A 17,034-nucleotide genomic window follows, 5' to 3' on the forward strand; every position below is an offset into this window, starting at 1 on the left:
CGGGCAAAAAAGATGCGTCAAGATGGCGCGGCTGAATTTATCAGTGCTTCCTTAGCCTCATAGCAAAAAACATACGCTCTACAAGGAAAGAGAATTTTATCTGAGGGTGCATATGTGCTCTCAGTTTTTTATTGACATAGATATCTTTATATCGTAATATATGGATATAGCGATTAGGTAAAAGGAGGAGTTCATGTGAGCAAGTATATTATTGTTGGTGGGGTAGCAGGCGGAGCGACGGCTGCGGCACGTCTGCGCCGTCTGGACGAACACGCGGAAATCGTTCTCTTTGAGCGAGGGGAGGATATATCCTTTGCAAACTGTGGGCTTCCGTACTATGTGGGCGATGTCATCGCTGAACGGGGGGACTTGCTCCTCCAAACTCCTGAGAAGTTCCGTGGGATGTATAACGTCGATGTGCGTGTATGCAGTGAAGTCACACGTGTGGATACGGAAAATCGTACCGTAGAGGTGCGCTCTGCGGACGGCGTATATACGGAAAGTTATGATGCGCTGCTGCTTTCACCGGGAGCAAAGCCGCTGCGTCCGCCAATCCCCGGCATCAATCATCCGCGTATTGCGACGCTGCGCAGTGTGCAGGATGCGGATCGTATTCGTTCCCTCGTCGGTACGGGCGGCAGCGTTGTTGTGGTTGGCGGCGGCTTCATCGGCGTGGAACTTGCGGAAAATCTGCGTGAGCGAGGGCTGTCTGTTACTCTGGTCGAGGCGATGCCGCATATCCTTCCGATCTTTGACACAGATATGATTTCGCTGCTTGAGGATGAGCTGCGTAGGCACGGCGTAGAGCTTACACTTGGGGATGGAGTTGCCGGATTTGAGGAGCAGGAGGACGGTGGGATCTGCGTACGTCTTTCCAGTGGGCGTACGGTACATGGGGATTTCGTCGCGCTTGCGATCGGCGTGCGTCCCGACACCGCGTTCCTCGACGGGAGCGGCATTGCGCTCGGGGAGCGCGGGCACATTCTTGTCAATGAATATATGCAGACCAATATCCCTCATGTCTATGCTGTTGGGGATGCGGTGCTGACTCGCTCCGCACAGACGGGAAAAGTGACGGCACTCCCGCTCGCAGGTCCTGCGAATCGGCAGGCACGTCTGGCTGCGGATCGTATGGCAGGGGAGGCGCGTGCCTATCGCGGTGTAGTGGGAACTGCCGCGCTCAAGGTATTTGGTCTTACGGCAGCGGCAACGGGGCAGAACGAGCAAGCCCTCCAGTCAGCAGGGATGGTGTACGGAAAGGATTATCGCTTTACGGTGATTTTCCCCCGCCATCATGTGGCCTATTATCCGGGGGCGAAGGAGGTTGCGCTCAAGCTGATTTTCCGTCTTTCGGATGGTGTTGTACTGGGGGCGCAGGCAATCAGAGCAGAGGGCGTGGACAAGCGCATCGATGTTCTTGCCTCTGCCATCGGGCGGTTGCTCACGGTTGCGGATTTGGAAGAGTTTGAGCTGTCCTATGCACCGCCGTATTCCGCAGCGAAAGATCCCGTGAATATGGCCGGCTATGCAGCAGAAAATATTCTGCTGGGCAGGAGTATTCCGCTTCTCCCGCACGAGCTTTCGGCGGAACTTGCGGCAGGGGCAAGGCTCATCGACGTTCGCCCGCCGGAGGAATATCATGCGGGCGAGATTGCAGGAGCGCAGCGCATTCCTTTGCCTCGGCTGCGCGAGCGTCTGCATGAATTCGACCCGCAGGTACCGATCGTCGTCTGCTGCAAGATGGGACTGCGCGGCTATCTTGCAGAGCAGATTCTGCGGGCACACGGGTTTTCCGTAAAAAATATGGTTGGCGGCTATACTTACATGAAGATGCAGCATGAGGAGAGAAATTAAGATGGTAATTGAGGATCAGGAGCGTCTTGAGGAGGCCGCAGATTTCTTGCGGGCATTGGCGCATCCCGTACGGCTCTGTATTGTGCGGCGGCTTCTGCGTGAGGGGAGCTGTAATGTCTCCTATATGCAGGATTGTCTGGATGCACCGCAGTCCACCGTGTCGCAGCATCTGAGCAAGTTGCGCCAGGCGGGGCTGATCCGTGGAGAACGCAGCGGGCTCGAGGTTGCTTATCAGTTGAAGGATGAACGTGTTGCAAAGATCTTGCATGCCCTGCTCTGTGGGGCAGACGAGAAGGGGGCGGCTCATGGGGACGAGGAAGCGACCACTCCCTGTTGTTGAACGCGGAAGCTGCGTTGCCTGTGGAACGTGTCAGAGTGTGTGCCCGCGTGGAGCAATCTCCGTTAGGCGCGGGCTCTATGCGGTGGTCGATCCTGCACGCTGCGTCGGCTGCGGTATGTGCAGTCGTGAGTGTCCGGCGGAGATCATACGAATGGAGGTGTGCACATGAGGACGAGGGGCAAGCGATGGTATCAATATTTTTGGATCTTCTCTATCGTGTATTTCTCACTGGGCTTTGTCAATATTCTGTTCGCATGGCTCGGTATGATCTGCTTTCTCACACCGCTCGCCTTTGCTTTGGTGGCGGGAAACAAGGATTACTGCAATCACTACTGTGATCGTGGACAGCTCTTTCAGCTGCTCGGCAGCCGTCTGCATCTTTCCGCACGAAATGAACTGCCAATGTGGCTGCGCAGTCGGCGCTTCCGTTATGGATTCCTGGCGTTCTTTCTGACCATGTTTGCCAATGTGATGCTCGTAAGCTATCATGCGGCGGCAGGTGCTCCTCTGCGGGAGACGGTGACACTGTTCTGGCTGTTTGATGTGCCGTGGGGCTGGGCGTACAGCGGAGATGGCGCACCGTGGGCTGCACAGTTTGCCTTCGGCTTCTACAGCCTCATGCTGACCTCGGCAATCATCGGCATTTTGATGATGCTGCGCTATCGTCCGCGTGCATGGTGTGTCATCTGTCCGATGGGAACGATGACGCAGGTGATCTGCCGTGCAAAGGCATCGGGGGACGGAAGAAGCTGCGGTTCTGGGCTCGCGATGTATTTGCTCGAATGACTGATTTGTGTAATGATTGACGCTCTCTGCATTTTCTGATAAAATTTACGCTATGCTGCATTCGCTCCGAATGGTGCGAATGCTTATTTTTTTGATGAGGAGTGACGACGATGAAGCTGGTTGTGACGATTGTCGGACGAGACCAAGTCGGTATTGTGGCGATGGTGAGCGGGATTCTCGCAGAGCAGCGCGTGAACATCATGAATGTGAATCAGAATATCATGGACGGTTTCTTCAACATGGTCATGATTGCCGAGATGCCGGACGATGCGGAGATCCGCCTGAAGGATTTGCAGGAACTCCTGCGGAAGAAGGGCGAGGAGCGCGGTCTTGACATTAAGCTCCAACATCAGGAGATCTTTCAGGTCATGCACAGCGTTTGAGCGAGGAGCGGCAGAGTGATTACATTTGACGACATCCGTGAAACAAATCGGATGATTACGGAAAACCGTCTGGATGTGCGTACGATCACGATGGGGATTTCCCTGCGCGACTGTGCGCATCCAAACATTGACAAGTTCTGTCAGAATGTGTACGAGAAGATCACGCGTTCGGCGGAGTACCTCGTGCGCACGGGCGAGGACATCGAGACGGAGTACGGTATCCCCATCATCAACAAGCGCATCTCGGTTACGCCGATCGCGATTGCAGCTGACGCGTGTCAGACGGATTCCTTCGTCCCCGTGGCGGAGGCTCTTGATCGTGCGGCAAAGGCGGTCGGGGTCAACTTCATCGGCGGTTTTTCCGCGCTCGTAGAAAAGGGGATGACGCACGGCGACCGTGTGCTCATCAATTCGATTCCGCAGGCAATGGCAGCGACGGATATTGTCTGTTCCTCGATCAATATTGGCTCGACCAAAGCGGGCATCAATATGGATGCGGTGCGCGAGATGGGCGAGGTCATCAAACGTACGGCAGAGCTGACGCGCGAGCAGGAGGCAATCGGCTGCGCGAAGATCGTTGTTTTCTGCAATGCGCCGGGGGATAATCCCTTTATGGCGGGAGCCTTCCACGGCGTTGCCGAGGGCGACCGCGTCATCAATGTGGGGGTTAGTGGCCCGGGTGTCCTAAAGCACGCGCTTGAGGATCTCAAGGGGGCGGACTTCACGGAGATTGCCGAGACGATCAAACGCACGGCGTTCAAGATTACGCGTGTGGGACAGCTTGTCGCACGCGAGGCATCGCGTCGTCTGGGCGTGCCGTTCGGCATCATCGATCTCTCGCTTGCACCGACCTCGGAGGTCGGCGACAGTGTGGCGCGTATTCTTGAGGAGATGGGTCTGGAGGCGTGCGGTGCGCCGGGCACGACGGCGGCGCTCGCCCTCCTCAACGATGCCGTCAAGAAGGGGGGGCTTATGGCGAGCTCCCATGTCGGCGGACTCTCGGGTGCGTTCATTCCCGTGAGTGAAGATGAGGGCATGATCGATGCGGTTCAGCGCGGCAGTCTGTCGATTGAGAAGCTTGAGGCGATGACCTGTGTCTGCTCGGTCGGTCTGGATATGATTGCGATTGAGGGCGACACGTCTGCGGCGACGATCTCTGCGATCATTGCAGATGAGGCTGCCATCGGCATGGTGAACAACAAGACGACGGCGGTGCGCGTCATCCCTGTGCCGGGCAAGAAGGTGGGCGAGGGCGTATCGTTCGGTGGTCTCCTCGGCTACTCGCCGATTGTACCCGTGCGCAGTGGATTCAGTTCGGCGGCATTCATTGCACGCGGCGGTCGGATTCCCGCGCCGACGCGGTCACTGACGAACTGATATGAGAGTAACGAAAGTGATTAAGGCGGAGCAGCTTCGTATTTTGCGTGAGCTCTATCCGAACGCGAAGCCTGCTTTGGAGTTTAAGACACCGTTTGAACTGCTGATTGCGGTTATTCTGTCGGCGCAGTGCACGGATGTGCGTGTGAATGTGGTAACGGGACGGCTGTTTCAATATGCGAATACGCCGGAGACGATTGCCGCACTCGGGCAGGTGAAGCTTGAGCAAGCGATTCACGATTGCGGGTTCTTCCGCATGAAGGCGAAGCATATCCTCGAAACATGTCATATCCTTTTGCAGGAATACGGCGGGGAAGTTCCGGCGGACTTCGAGGCACTGCAAAAGCTCCCCGGGGTTGGACGCAAGACGGCAAACGTCGTGATGAGCGTCGCATTCCACGCGCCCGCGATTGCGGTCGATACGCATGTGTTTCGCGTCGCGAACCGTCTGCGCCTTGCGGTCGGCAAGACCCCGCTTGAGGTGGAAAAGGGCTTGCAGAAGGCGATTCCGCGAGTGGATTGGAGCGATGCCCATCACTGGCTGATTCTGCACGGACGACAGCTCTGCAAGGCGCGAAAGCCGCTCTGCGGGGAGTGCCCGCTTGCTCCGGTCTGTCCGAGTGCCGCATAAAATCCAATGAAAGGGGCGTGAGAGCATGATTTACCGAAAGGCGCGGTTTGATGATATCGAGGCCATCTATGAGCTCGTGCATATCTATGCAGCGCAGGGAGAGATGCTCCCGCGCTCACGCAACACGCTCTATGAGAATCTGCGCGATATGATTGTTGCGGAGGACGCGGGTGAGGTCGTCGGCGTCGGCGCCCTGCATATCATGTGGGATCGACTTGCCGAGGTGCGCATGATGGCGATTGCCCCTGCCCATACGCGGCAGGGGATCGGCGCAGAGATTGTCGGGTATCTGCTCATGGAGGGGGACGCGCTCGGGATCGAGAAGGTGTTTACGCTCACCTACAAGCCGGAGTTTTTCCGCAAACTTGGCTTTATCCGTATCAGTCAGGAGGAACTGCCGCAGAAGGTCTGGAAAGAGTGCATCGACTGTCCGAAATATCCGAACTGTGATGAAATCGCTATGATTAAGGTATGATGGAGGCGTATTATGATTGTTGTTATGAATCCGAGAGCCACACAGGCGAATATCGATCAGGTCGCGGCGAAGATTGAACAGGCGGGATTGCGCACACATCTCTCAAAGGGAGAGGATCGCTTTATCATCGGTGTGATCGGCGATAAGAAGATCATTGCGGGACTTGAGATGAATATGATGGATGGTGTCGAGAAAACGGTTCGTATCACAGAGAAATATAAGATGGTCAGCCGCGACTTTCATCCGGCAAACACCATTGTCGATGTGGCAGGCTTCCCCGTTGGCGGTGAGCAGCTTGCCATTATGGCAGGTCCCTGTTCGGTTGAGAGCTATGAGCAGGTCTATGATGCCGCCGTGCAGGTGAAGGCTGCCGGTGCTCAATTCCTGCGTGGTGGTGCGTTCAAGCCGCGCACGAGCCCGTATGACTTTCAGGGGCTTGGGCTTGAGGGTCTGAAAATTCTTCGCGATGTTGGAGATAAGACGGGGCTGCGTGTTGTGACCGAGGTCGTGGACAAGGACGATATCGAGATCGTGTCGGAATATGCCGATCTGCTTCAGGTCGGTGCGCGCAATATGCAGAATTTCCAGATGCTCAAAGCACTCGGAAAAACGAAGATGCCCATTCTGTTCAAGCGCGGACTTTCGGCGACGATCAGTGAGTGGCTGAATGCGGCCGAGTACATTGCGGCGGGTGGAAACGAGAATATCATCTTCTGCGAGCGCGGCATCCGCACCTATGAGACCTTTACGCGCAATACGATGGATCTCAATGCCATTGCGGCGCTCAAGGAGCTCACACACTTCCCCGTGATTGCTGACCCGAGTCATGGGACGGGGCGGTGGCAGATGGTACGCCCACTCGCACGTGCTTCCGTTGCGGTCGGCGCGGACGGCCTCCTCATCGAGGTGCACTGCCATCCGGAACGTGCGCTTTCGGACGGCGATCAGAGCCTTGTGCCGCGCAATTTCGAGCAGCTGATGAATGAGGTGCGCCAGATTGCACCTGCCGTCGGTCGACGCGCATGAGCAGGACGAAGCTCGCCATCATCGGCGTCGGGCTGATCGGCGGCTCACTCGGGCTCTGTCTCAAGGCGGCATGCGGGGACGAGATCTACATCACGGGACTTTGCCGCTCGGAGAAATCCATGCGTGCGGCGATGGACTGTGGAGCTGTGGATTACGCCTCATCGGATCTCGCGGAGATTGTCGGCAATGCGGACATCGTCTATCTTAGCCCTCCTGTTTTGCAGATCGTGCCGATGGTGAAAAAAATACTGCCCCATCTGAAAGAGGGCGCGATCCTGACGGATGCGGGCAGTACGAAGGGCTATGTCTACGATGCTCTGCATGAGATCCTGCCGCGCACCGTGTACTATGTGCCGGGACATCCGATGACGGGGCGCGAAAAGAGCGGTGTCGAGGCGGCGACAAAGGAGCTCTTTATTGGCAAGGCGTATGTGATCATCGACGATCCGACCGTTCCGCAGGAAGTCAAAGAGCGTTTGATGGAGGTTCTAAGACTTACGGGCGCAAACTTTACTACGCTCGATCTCGCGCAGCATGACCGCTGTGCAGCGGTCATCAGTCACGTTCCTCATCTCGCGGCAGCAGGGCTCGTCACCTTGCTTAACCGCAGCGGCGATGATCTGGACTCATGCCTCAAGCTCATTGGCGGCGGCTTCAAGGACACGACACGCATTGCATCGTCGAATGCGGATATGTGGGCGGACATCTGCATGACGAATGGGAAACCGATTGCGGATTCTCTGCGCCAGTTGCAGATAATTCTCGGTGAAGTTATTACCGCCGTGGAAGCCGGGGATCGGCAGGCTGTGCATGACTATTTCTTTGCCTCAAAGGAGCGTCGTGACAGCATTCTGTACGATGCAGAACAAAAATTTGATACAAACTGAGGGTTTTTTTCAAAACCCTCTTTTTTTTAGAACGTATATATGCTACAATGAAAAAGGCTATGTGTGTACGAAAAACCTGTCAGGGGGTATTAGTGTGAAGAAGACCAGAATATCCACACGGCGTCAATCCGAGATCTTGCAGTACATCAAAGATTTCTTGGTGGAGAAGGGATATCCGCCCTCGGTGCGTGAGATCGGAACGGCCGTCGGGCTTAAGTCCAGTTCGACCGTGCATCGCTATCTCTCCATGCTTGAGGAAAACGGTGCGATCCGCCGTGATGCGACGAAGCCACGTGCGATTGACATCATGGGTGAGAATCCGTGGGGGCGTACGATTCCCGTGCCGCTTGTCGGTGTTGTGACGGCGGGCGAGCCGATTCTTGCGGAGCAGAATGTCGAGGATGTGTTTTCCTTCCCACGCGGACTGATCGGCACGGCAGAGGATGTCTTTATGCTGCGGATCCAGGGGGACAGCATGATCAACGTCGGTATTTTCGATCGGGATTTTGTCCTCGTAAAACAGCAGCCGACCGCGAACGATGGCGATATTGTAGTGGCACTCGTGGACGGTGAATCGGCAACGGTGAAACGTTTCTTCCGCGAGAAAAACTGCATTCGTCTCCAGCCGGAGAACGATTCGATGGAGCCGTTCTACGAAACGGACGTGCAGGTTCTCGGCAAGGTCATCGGTCTTTATCGTCATATCTGAGATTTGTTTTTGTGTGTAAAATCTGCATTTTCCCGGTGCAAGGATCTCTTCATCCATAGCGTGATGCCTTTGATACCCCCGTGTTGAACCGGATCATAAGGTGTCCGCTGTGGATTTTTTGTGGAATCGCTGATAAAATGAATACCGTCAGATTGGTACAAATTTTTGTCCCGCTTGTTTGACAAAGACGGGGCGAAAACAATGTGCCGGGATGGCGGTGCTGAATTTATCAATGATTTCGTGAATATCTGCTTTACAAATCAGACAGCTAAGAATATAATAAGACCATGTTAAGGAAATATGTGTTCAGGGGAGGATGTCGTATATGGGCCTGAAGTTCAAGTCGATGTTGTTTGTGGATGTCTGCGTCATACTGGTCTGTGTTTGCATTACGCTGATTGGGTGGCGCAGTGCCGACGAGGGGTTTGACCGGGCTCTGGAAATGCAGGCGGAAAGCAACGCGGAGATGGTTGTCGAAGCGATGGATGCGCGTTTTCCGGGAGCATGGCATGTAGAAAACGGTAAACTTTATAAGGGAGATCACCGTTTTGGTGATAAACAGGAACTTACCGATCACCTGGGAGAAGTCGTCCAGGGATATGTTACGTTCTTTGCCGGCGATACCCGTGTCTCTACAAATTTTAAAAAAGAAAATGGCGAACGGAACGTCGGGACCAAAGCAGACCCGAAGATTGCTGAAACAGTCTTGAAGGGCAACACGAGATATACAGGGCGTGCGGACATTCTCGAAAAGGCATATATGAGTTCCTACATCCCGCTGCAAGGTGCGGACGGACAGGCGGTAGGAATGGTCTTTGTCGGCGTTGCCCGTGACGTTATGGATGATGTGAGAAGTATGTTCTTGCTGGAGATCATTATCGCTGCTCTGGCTGTTATCATCATCATGAACGTGGTTTCCTATGTCATCATCGGTCGTGCACTTCGCCCCATCAATGATTTGACGGAGGGACTGGGCAAGATCGCAGATGGGGATTTGCGTATCGCCGATTTGGATGTCTCCAGTTCCGATGAGGTTGGTCATCTCGCTCGGAGTGCGAATCGCATGAAAAATCGTCTGCGTGAGTTGCTGTCGAATGTTTCCGGCTCTGCAGAAACGGTGGCTGCCGCATCGGAGGAACTTACCGCAAGTTCCAATCAGACCCTCGAATCCATTACGCAGGTTGCGGACAATACCGTTCGTATGGCAGAGGGGACTGCTGAGCAGAAAGACGTGGTTGATCAGCTGATCGGACACGCAAACCATATGACGGAGAGGATGGGACTGCTGTCGGAACGTGTCGGCAGTGTTCATGATTTGGCGGTGGAGAGTCAGGCGAAAACCGAGGAAGGTCAGCATCAAGTGGAGAATGCGGTTGCTCGGATACAGGGGATTGCCGAACAGGTTCGCGCTGCTGCGGCTCTTGTCGAGGCACTTGGAAAGCGTTCGGATGAGATTGGATCGATCGTGGATACCATCTCCGGGATCTCCGAGCAGACGAATCTCCTCGCGCTCAACGCTGCGATCGAGGCGGCACGTGCAGGAGAGGCCGGGCGCGGTTTTGCCGTTGTTGCAGAGGAAGTAAGAAAACTTGCCGAGCAGTCCGGTGCATCGGCGAAGGACATTGCTGACCGTATTTCCTTGATCCAACGTGATACGGCAGAGGCTGTGACCGCGATACAGCGGGGCAATGAGAACGTCGAGGACGGTGCTGCGGTTGTGGCACTTTCCGGCGAGGCGTTCCATGCTGTCGCCAGCCGAATCAAGGAACTTTCGCGCCAGATTAATCTTGCAGCTGAAGCAACTGGCGAGGTGAATGCCACGAAGGAGGGAATGATCGGTGCGATCAACCATGTTGAAACCATCACAGAGCGGTCCGCCGAAGATGCACAGACCATTTCTGCCTCAACAGAGGAACAGACGGCTGCGATGCACGAGATAACAAAGGCAAGCAATGCCCTTGCCGAACTTGCTCAACGTCTGCAAGATGAGGTGCATAAGTTCCACTTGTAAAATTTTGAAGAAAAACGATAAAAGCACAGGCACTCCTCTGCCTGTGCTTTTCGCATGGGGGTATCTGTTTTAGGCAACCGCTGCTGTATGGAAGCTTTGGGCATCGCTGGTCAAACAGTTCTCTGTGTGAAAAGCATGGCGTTCCCTTTTCATTTACTGCCAAAAATGATATAATCATTCTGTTTTTCTGTCATTTGAGAGGTGACTATGGCAAAGGAATTGCGCAGTGGCTATACGACGGGGGCGTGTGCGGCAGCGGGGGTCAAGGCTGCGTTTCTTTTTATGGCAGGGGCGGATTGGAATACCGTCGACCTGACTGCGCTCGACGGAACGCCTCTGACGATTCCGGTGAAATCCGTCATGGATACGGCGGAGGGGATTCGCGCCGAGGTGGTAAAGTTTTCGGGTGATGACCCCGACATCACAAACGGTGTCTCCGTATTTACAACGGTCGTGCTGTGTGATGAGCCTGGCATTGAATTCTGTGCGGGCGAGGGTGTCGGAACGGTGACGAAGCGCGGCATGAGCCTTCCCGTCGGAGAGCCGTCGATCAATGAAGGACCGCGGACACTCATTCGCAATGTTATCGAGGAGATGACGGGGCGTATTGATACGGGTGCACGCGTGACGATCTCCATTCCCGCAGGTGTGGAGCTGGCGAAGAAAACCTTGAACCCCGTGCTCGGCATTGAGGGCGGAATCTCTGTAATCGGGACAACGGGGGTTCTTCGTCCGATGTCCGAGGAAGCGTTCAAGGACTCGCTTGTTCCGCAGATTGATGTAGCACTGGCGGCGGGCGAGCCCGTGCTCGTATTCGTGCCCGGCAAGATCGGGGAGAAAATTGCGCTCTCGCTCGGTGTACCGCAGGCGGCACTCATTGAGACGAGCAACTTCATCGGCTTTATGCTGGATCGTGCAGCAGAGCGTGAGGCAAAGCGTGTCCTCATCCTCGGTCATACGGGTAAGCTGGTGAAGATGGCAGCGGGGGTGTTTCACACACACAACCGCATTGCGGATGCCCGCCTTGAGACACTTGCCGCTTATGCGGCGGCAGAGGGGCTGGCACAGGATGACGTGCGTTCCGTCCTCGGGGCGAATACGACGGAGGACGCGATGGAAATCATCGCCGCTGCAGGCCTGATGGAACGTGTCTGTGCCGTTATCGCAGAGCGTGTCCACGTTCGCGCAGAGCGTTATCTCTTTGGCAAGGTTCAGGTCGGTGCGCTGATGGTGAACTTTGCGGGCGATATTCTCGGCGCGGACGAGCGGGCGCGTTCCTTTGCACGCTCTTATGGATGGAGACTTGAGCAGTGACGCATAAAATTATTGTTGTTGGAATAGGCCCCGGAGATCCCGCCTATCTGTTGCCGAAAGCACAGAAAATGATCGAAAAGGCGCGTATCCTTGTCGGGGGGAGGCGTGCGCTTGCGGATTATTCGCACAGTGAGGCGCGTGAATGCGTCATTGGTGCGGATATTCCGGGGGTGCTTGCCTTTATTCGGGATGCTCTTGCAGTGGATGATGTGGTGGTTATGGTCTCGGGTGACCCCGGCTACTACTCTTTGCTCGATGCCCTGCGGCGCACATTTCCCGTTGGACAGATCGAGGTTGTGCCCGGTATCAGCTCGCTGCAGCTTGCCTTTGCGCGGCTCGCGCTGCCATGGCATAATGCGCGGCTTCTCAGCTTTCATGGGCGTGAACCTCTCGAAGCGGAACTTGTCCGTACAGAAGGTGCTGTGCTCGGGATGCTGACGGATGGGCGCAACAACTCACAGACGATTGCTGTGCGTCTGCTTGCGTGCGGGTGGCGGGAGAATGACCGTATGTATGTCTGCACGCGGCTTTCATATGAAGATGAGAAAATTATTGAGATGACATTGGGGGCGGCAAAGGATGATACGGGCATTGGGCACGGTGTCATCATCGTTTGCACCCATGAGGAGGATCTATGAATCTTGGAATAAAGGATGAGGCATTTGTACGAGGCAAGGTACCCATGACAAAGGAGGAGATTCGCATCCTCACTCTTGTCAAGGCACAGATTGCAGCGGATGCCGTCGTCTATGATGTCGGCGCGGGAACGGGCTCCCTTTCGATTGAGGCGGCGCGGCTTGCACCTGCGGGACATGTGTATGCAATTGAGAAAAATCCCGAGGGTATCGGACTGATCGCGGAGAATGCAAAGCGTTTCGGTGTGGAGAATATTACCGTCGTCGAGGGAGCAGCCCCTGCAGCACTGGAGGGACTGCCCGCACTTGATGTGGCTCTGATTGGCGGCAGCGGGCGCAAACTCGCGGATATTCTGGATATCATCGGGGCGCGTCTGCGCCCTGCGGGGCGCATTGTGGCGAATGCGATCACGATGCAGACGGTCTCTGCCTGTCTGGACTATTTTCATGCACATGCCGAGCAGTATGCTTATGAGGCGATACAGGTGCAGATCAGTCGGTTGGAGCGTGTTGGTCCCTATGATATGGCAAAGGCACTCAACCCCATTTACATTATCACAGCTCAGAGAAAGTGAGGAATCTACATGATCCATATTGTCGGCGCGGGTCCCGGCGACCCCGAACTCATCACGGTGAAGGGCGCACGTTATCTCGCGGAGGCGGATGTCGTCATCTATGCCGGTTCACTCGTCAACCCGGCGCTTCTCTCCATGTGCAAGGACAATGCGGAGATTCACAACTCGGCGCATATGACACTTGATGAGGTTGTGGAGACGATCGCACAGGCGGAGGCCGAGGGCAAGATGACTGTGCGTCTGCATACGGGCGACCCTGCAATCTACGGCGCGATTCAGGAGCAGATGGACGCGTGGAAGAAGCGCGGCTTTGCGTATGATGTTGTGCCGGGCGTCAGTTCCTTCCTCGGGACGGCGGCGGCTCTTAGGCAGGAGTACACGCTGCCCGGCATCTCACAGACGGTCATCATCACGCGCAACGAGGGACGGACGCCTGTACCGGAGCGTGAGAAGCTCCGCAGTCTCGCCGCGCACCACGCTACGATGTGCATCTTCCTCTCCATCGCTATGATTGAGGAGGTTGCCGCAGAGCTCATTGCAGGCGGGTATGAGGAAACGACGCCGATTGCCATTGTGCAGCGTGCGACGTGGCCGGAGCAGAAGATTCTGCGCGGTACGCTCGCGACGATTGCGGCGCAGGTAAAGGCGGAGGAGATCGACCGCACGGCGATGATCGTCGTCGGGGACTGCCTCGATACGGACTATGATCTCTCACAACTCTATGCACCCGGATTCTCGCATATGTTCCGGGACGCGAAGTCGTGAGAACGGCCTTTTTTGCACTGACCGCAGGCGGCGCACGTCTTGTTCTGCGTCTCTCCGATGCAGTGGAGGGCGGCGGGACAATTTATCTGCCCGAGCGTTTGCGTGACAGCATTGCGACGGAGCATGAGACTGTGTATTTCAGGCGTCTCGCAGATGTCATCAAGACAGCATTCACGCGCTATGATGCACTCATCTGCATTATGGCGACGGGGATTGTTGTGCGTATGCTTGCGCCCTATGTGGAGAGCAAGCTGTATGATCCTGCTGTGCTCGTCTTCGACGAGGCAGGGCGGCACGGCATCAGTCTCCTCTCGGGGCATATCGGCGGTGCGAATGAACTCACACGCATGCTCTGTGCGGCGGTGGGGGCTGATCCTGTCATCACGACGGCGACGGATGTGACGGGGGTTCTTGCCCCCGATGCGATGGCGGCACGGTTGGCACTGCGTCCCGTGCCAAAGTCGGCGATCCAGGTGCTGAACACGGCTCTGCTTGAGGAGAAGGAAATCTCGTATTACATTGCGAGCGATCTGCCTCACGCTGCGTTCTATGAGGCACAGCTGCGTGCAGAGGAGATACAGGCGCGGCTTTTTCGGGGAGAAATACCGCCCGTGGGAGCGGATGAATACCGCGTTGTTATCTCGTGTGCGGAGGATGTTCCGAAGGTATATGAGCCGCGTACGCTCTACCTCGTGCCGCGCCGTCTGATTGCAGGTGTCGGCTGCCGTGCGGGCATACCCGAGGCGAAGATCCTGCGTGCGGTGACGGAGGCATGCAGTATGATTGGACGTGAGCCGTCGGTCATTGACCTCTTTGCCAGTACCACGGTCAAGAGCGAGGAGGAAGGACTGCTCGCGGCAGCGGCGACCCTCGGGCGGGAGATTCGCTTCTATCCGAACGAGGAACTCGCGGCGATGATTGGACGATACGGACTCACGGAGTCTGACTTTGTCCGGCAGACGATCGGCGTCGGAAATGTATCCGAGGCAGCGGCACTCTGTGCGGCAGGAGAAGAAGGCGGGCGCATGGCGCTCGGAAAAACATCATTTGGGAAAGTGACGGTGGCACTCCTATGGGAAAAATAAGTGTTGTGGGCATCGGTCCCGGCAGTTTGGATGATATGACGTACCGTGCGCGGCGTACGATTGAAGAAGCGACGACGGTGGTCGGGTACAAGCGATATGTGGATCTGATTGCGGAGCTGGTCGAGGGGAAAACGGTGCTCGATACGGGGATGACGCAGGAGATTGACCGCTGTCGTGCGGCACTCAAGGCGGCATCGGAGGGAGAGACGGTCGTTGTTATCTCGAGCGGCGACGCCGGCATCTACGGCATGGCGGGACTGGTTCTCGAACTGCTCGTGAAGGTGGATGAAGCGGAGCGGCCGGAATTCGGCGGGGTTATTCCCGGTGTTTCCGCGATGAGCGCGGCAGCGGGCCTTCTTGGTGCGCCCATTATGCACGATTTCGTTGTCATCAGTCTCTCCGATCTGCTCACACCGTGGGAGATCATTCAGGAGCGTGCGGAGCTCGCTGCAAAGGGGGACTTTGTCACGGCACTCTACAATCCGCGCAGCAATAAGCGCGTGGGGCAGATCAATGCAGTGCAGGAGATTTTCCTGCGCCATCGCGCGCCCGAAACTCCCGTCGGTATTGTGACAGGTGCGAGCCGTGTGAATGAGGCGGTGCTGATTTCGACGCTCGGCGACTTTACGAAGGAGGACATCAATATGTTCTCGCTTGTCATCATTGGCAACTCGAAGACGCGGCAGGTAGGCAACTGGATGATTACGCCGCGTGGCTATCAGAAGCGGGAGCCGGGGCTTTGATTTTCACAGCGGCGGGAACGCAGGACGGGCGTGAGATCGTGCGCCGTCTCTGTGCGGTGGGCTATGATGTGGCTGCGTCGGTGGTCAGTTCCTATGGGCAGCAGCTCCTTGCAGAGCAGAGGGAACAAGGCGGCGGTCATCTGCTCATCAATGATACGCCTCTCGATGAGGAGGGACTGCGCGCCTTTTTCCAGGAGCACGGCATCCGCGCCTTTGTAGATGCAACGCATCCCTACGCCGTCAATGTCTCACACAACTCCATGACAGCATGCGCGACGGAGGGAATTCCCTACATCCGGTTTGAGCGTGATCTTACGAAGATTTCCTATGAAAATGTGCATCTTGTGCACTCCTACGAGGAGGCGGCGGAGACGGCGGCACGGCTTGGGAAAAACGTATTTCTGACGACGGGCAGCCGCAATCTGGAACGCTTTGTGAAGGCGGAGCCGCTGGCAGACTGCACGCTGATTGCACGCGTTTTGCCGACGACAGAGGTGATTGCGCTCTGTGAAGGGCTTGGTCTGACACCGGCGCAGATCATTGCAATGCAGGGACCGTTTTCGCGCGAGCTGAATCGTGCGATGTATGAAAAGTACAAGGCGGATGTCATTGTGACGAAGAACAGCGGAACAATTGGCGGTACGGATGCAAAATTCCAGGCAGCGGAAGACTTGGAGCTGCCCGTTGTTGTGATTGATCGTCCTGTACTCGACTATCCGCATTTGGCACACAGTTTTGAGGAAGTAAAGCAATTTGTCGATTCGATCATGGAATCGTAGAAATCGGAGTTTTTTATGGATTTTATCAAGGAGCCTATGACGATTGAAAATCGCAGCATGGAGCTGATTGCCCCCCATCTGGCGGAACTGCATCTGGATGAGCGTGCGACGAAGCTCTATTCGCGCCTGATTCACGCCTCTGGTGATGTCGGCTATGCGCCGATTACGCGTGTGCATCCCGAGGCGATCGACCGCGCCATCGAGGCACTGAAGGCGGGGGCGCACATCTATACGGATGTCGAGATGGTGCGTACGGGCATCAATAAGAAAAAACTCGCCTCGTTTGGCGGGGAGGTGCACTGTCTGGTTGCGGATCCCGATGTTGCCGTGCAGGCAAAAGAGTTGGGGATTACGCGCTCCATGGTTGCCATGCGAAAGTTCGGCAAGGCTCTGGACGGCAGTATCGTCGCTATCGGCAATGCCCCTACGGCACTCTTTGAGGTGCTGCGCCTCGTGCGTGAGGAGGGGATTCGTCCCGCGTGCATCGTGGGAATCCCCGTCGGATTCGTGGGGGCTGCGGAATCCAAGGCGGAGCTTGCAGAGAACGGAATTGTTCCGTACATCACAGTTGAGGGAACGAAGGGCGGCAGCCCGATTGCAGCAGCGGCGATCAACGCGCTCATGTATATCATCGACAATACACGTCCCTAAGGAGAAAA

General features: G+C 56.0%; 20 protein-coding genes. All 20 read left to right on the top strand.

The genetic code is table 11. The features are described from left to right. The first annotated feature begins 195 nt into the window (after positions 1-195). The 20 genes from ACO6BQ_RS02680 (at position 196) to ACO6BQ_RS02775 (ending at position 17,026) form a co-directional block, all read left to right on the top strand. Complete coding sequence (locus ACO6BQ_RS02680; RefSeq protein WP_489119387.1) at positions 196-1,854, top strand: FAD-dependent oxidoreductase; 1,659 nt, start codon at positions 196-198, stop codon at positions 1,852-1,854. A 1-nt stretch (position 1,855) separates the two neighbouring features. After that, the gene (locus ACO6BQ_RS02685; RefSeq protein WP_489119388.1) at positions 1,856-2,194 is read left to right on the top strand and encodes an ArsR/SmtB family transcription factor; all 339 of its coding nucleotides are present in this window, start codon (positions 1,856-1,858) and stop codon (positions 2,192-2,194) included. Further along, positions 2,160-2,363: a 4Fe-4S binding protein gene (locus tag ACO6BQ_RS02690; protein ID WP_071530397.1), complete on the top strand. Its 204-nt coding sequence runs from the start codon at positions 2,160-2,162 to the stop codon at positions 2,361-2,363. Before ACO6BQ_RS02685 ends, ACO6BQ_RS02690 begins: the two co-directional genes overlap by 35 nt. After that, positions 2,360-2,980, top strand: coding sequence for a 4Fe-4S binding protein (locus ACO6BQ_RS02695; RefSeq protein WP_489119389.1), 621 nt, complete (start codon positions 2,360-2,362; stop codon positions 2,978-2,980). Before ACO6BQ_RS02690 ends, ACO6BQ_RS02695 begins: the two co-directional genes overlap by 4 nt. A 110-nt stretch (positions 2,981-3,090) precedes the next feature. Next, on the top strand, positions 3,091-3,363 hold the full coding sequence (locus ACO6BQ_RS02700) for an ACT domain-containing protein (protein WP_489119390.1): 273 nt from the start codon (positions 3,091-3,093) through the stop codon (positions 3,361-3,363). Positions 3,364-3,378: 15 nt separating this feature from the next. Beyond that, a complete protein-coding gene (locus ACO6BQ_RS02705; protein ID WP_489119391.1) occupies positions 3,379-4,740 on the top strand; it encodes a PFL family protein in 1,362 nt (453 codons plus the stop codon). A gap of 1 nt (position 4,741) precedes the next feature. Next, positions 4,742-5,371, top strand: coding sequence for an endonuclease III (gene nth / locus ACO6BQ_RS02710; RefSeq protein WP_489119392.1), 630 nt, complete (start codon positions 4,742-4,744; stop codon positions 5,369-5,371). 25 nt (positions 5,372-5,396) lie between these two features. Next, positions 5,397-5,846 carry an N-acetyltransferase gene (locus tag ACO6BQ_RS02715; RefSeq protein ID WP_489119393.1) on the top strand — a complete coding sequence of 150 codons (450 nt, stop codon included), beginning with the start codon at positions 5,397-5,399 and terminating at the stop codon, positions 5,844-5,846. A 12-nt stretch (positions 5,847-5,858) separates the two neighbouring features. Continuing rightward, positions 5,859-6,872 carry a 3-deoxy-7-phosphoheptulonate synthase gene (aroF, locus tag ACO6BQ_RS02720; protein WP_489119394.1) on the top strand — a complete coding sequence of 338 codons (1,014 nt, stop codon included), beginning with the start codon at positions 5,859-5,861 and terminating at the stop codon, positions 6,870-6,872. After that, a complete protein-coding gene (locus tag ACO6BQ_RS02725; protein ID WP_489119395.1) occupies positions 6,869-7,759 on the top strand; it encodes a prephenate dehydrogenase in 891 nt (296 codons plus the stop codon). Before aroF ends, ACO6BQ_RS02725 begins: the two co-directional genes overlap by 4 nt. Positions 7,760-7,853: 94 nt before the next feature. Next, on the top strand, positions 7,854-8,468 hold the full coding sequence (gene lexA / locus ACO6BQ_RS02730) for a transcriptional repressor LexA (RefSeq protein ID WP_489119396.1): 615 nt from the start codon (positions 7,854-7,856) through the stop codon (positions 8,466-8,468). Between the two features lie 325 nt (positions 8,469-8,793). Further along, positions 8,794-10,479, top strand: a complete 1,686-nt coding sequence (locus tag ACO6BQ_RS02735) for a methyl-accepting chemotaxis protein (protein ID WP_489119397.1) — start codon at positions 8,794-8,796, stop codon at positions 10,477-10,479. A gap of 207 nt (positions 10,480-10,686) precedes the next feature. Next, entirely contained in the window at positions 10,687-11,793 is a 1,107-nt protein-coding gene (cbiD, locus tag ACO6BQ_RS02740; protein ID WP_489119398.1) for a cobalt-precorrin-5B (C(1))-methyltransferase CbiD, read from the top strand. Then, positions 11,790-12,431, top strand: coding sequence for a precorrin-6y C5,15-methyltransferase (decarboxylating) subunit CbiE (gene cbiE / locus ACO6BQ_RS02745; RefSeq protein WP_489119399.1), 642 nt, complete (start codon positions 11,790-11,792; stop codon positions 12,429-12,431). Before cbiD ends, cbiE begins: the two co-directional genes overlap by 4 nt. Then, positions 12,428-13,003, top strand: a complete 576-nt coding sequence (gene cbiT / locus ACO6BQ_RS02750; protein ID WP_489119400.1) for a precorrin-6Y C5,15-methyltransferase (decarboxylating) subunit CbiT — start codon at positions 12,428-12,430, stop codon at positions 13,001-13,003. The genes cbiE and cbiT overlap by 4 nt, the downstream gene beginning before the upstream one ends. A gap of 9 nt (positions 13,004-13,012) precedes the next feature. Beyond that, complete coding sequence (gene cobM, locus ACO6BQ_RS02755; protein WP_489119401.1) at positions 13,013-13,768, top strand: precorrin-4 C(11)-methyltransferase; 756 nt, start codon at positions 13,013-13,015, stop codon at positions 13,766-13,768. Continuing rightward, complete coding sequence (locus ACO6BQ_RS02760) at positions 13,765-14,853, top strand: cobalt-precorrin 5A hydrolase (RefSeq protein ID WP_489119402.1); 1,089 nt, start codon at positions 13,765-13,767, stop codon at positions 14,851-14,853. The genes cobM and ACO6BQ_RS02760 overlap by 4 nt, the downstream gene beginning before the upstream one ends. After that, the gene (gene cobJ, locus ACO6BQ_RS02765; protein WP_489119403.1) at positions 14,841-15,596 is read left to right on the top strand and encodes a precorrin-3B C(17)-methyltransferase; all 756 of its coding nucleotides are present in this window, start codon (positions 14,841-14,843) and stop codon (positions 15,594-15,596) included. The genes ACO6BQ_RS02760 and cobJ overlap by 13 nt, the downstream gene beginning before the upstream one ends. Next, entirely contained in the window at positions 15,593-16,375 is a 783-nt protein-coding gene (gene cobK, locus ACO6BQ_RS02770; RefSeq protein WP_489119404.1) for a precorrin-6A reductase, read from the top strand. The genes cobJ and cobK overlap by 4 nt, the downstream gene beginning before the upstream one ends. Positions 16,376-16,390: 15 nt before the next feature. Next, complete coding sequence (locus ACO6BQ_RS02775; protein WP_489119405.1) at positions 16,391-17,026, top strand: precorrin-8X methylmutase; 636 nt, start codon at positions 16,391-16,393, stop codon at positions 17,024-17,026. The last annotated feature ends 8 nt before the right edge of the window (positions 17,027-17,034 follow it).

This window comes from Centipeda sp. (in: firmicutes) (assembly GCF_057271695.1).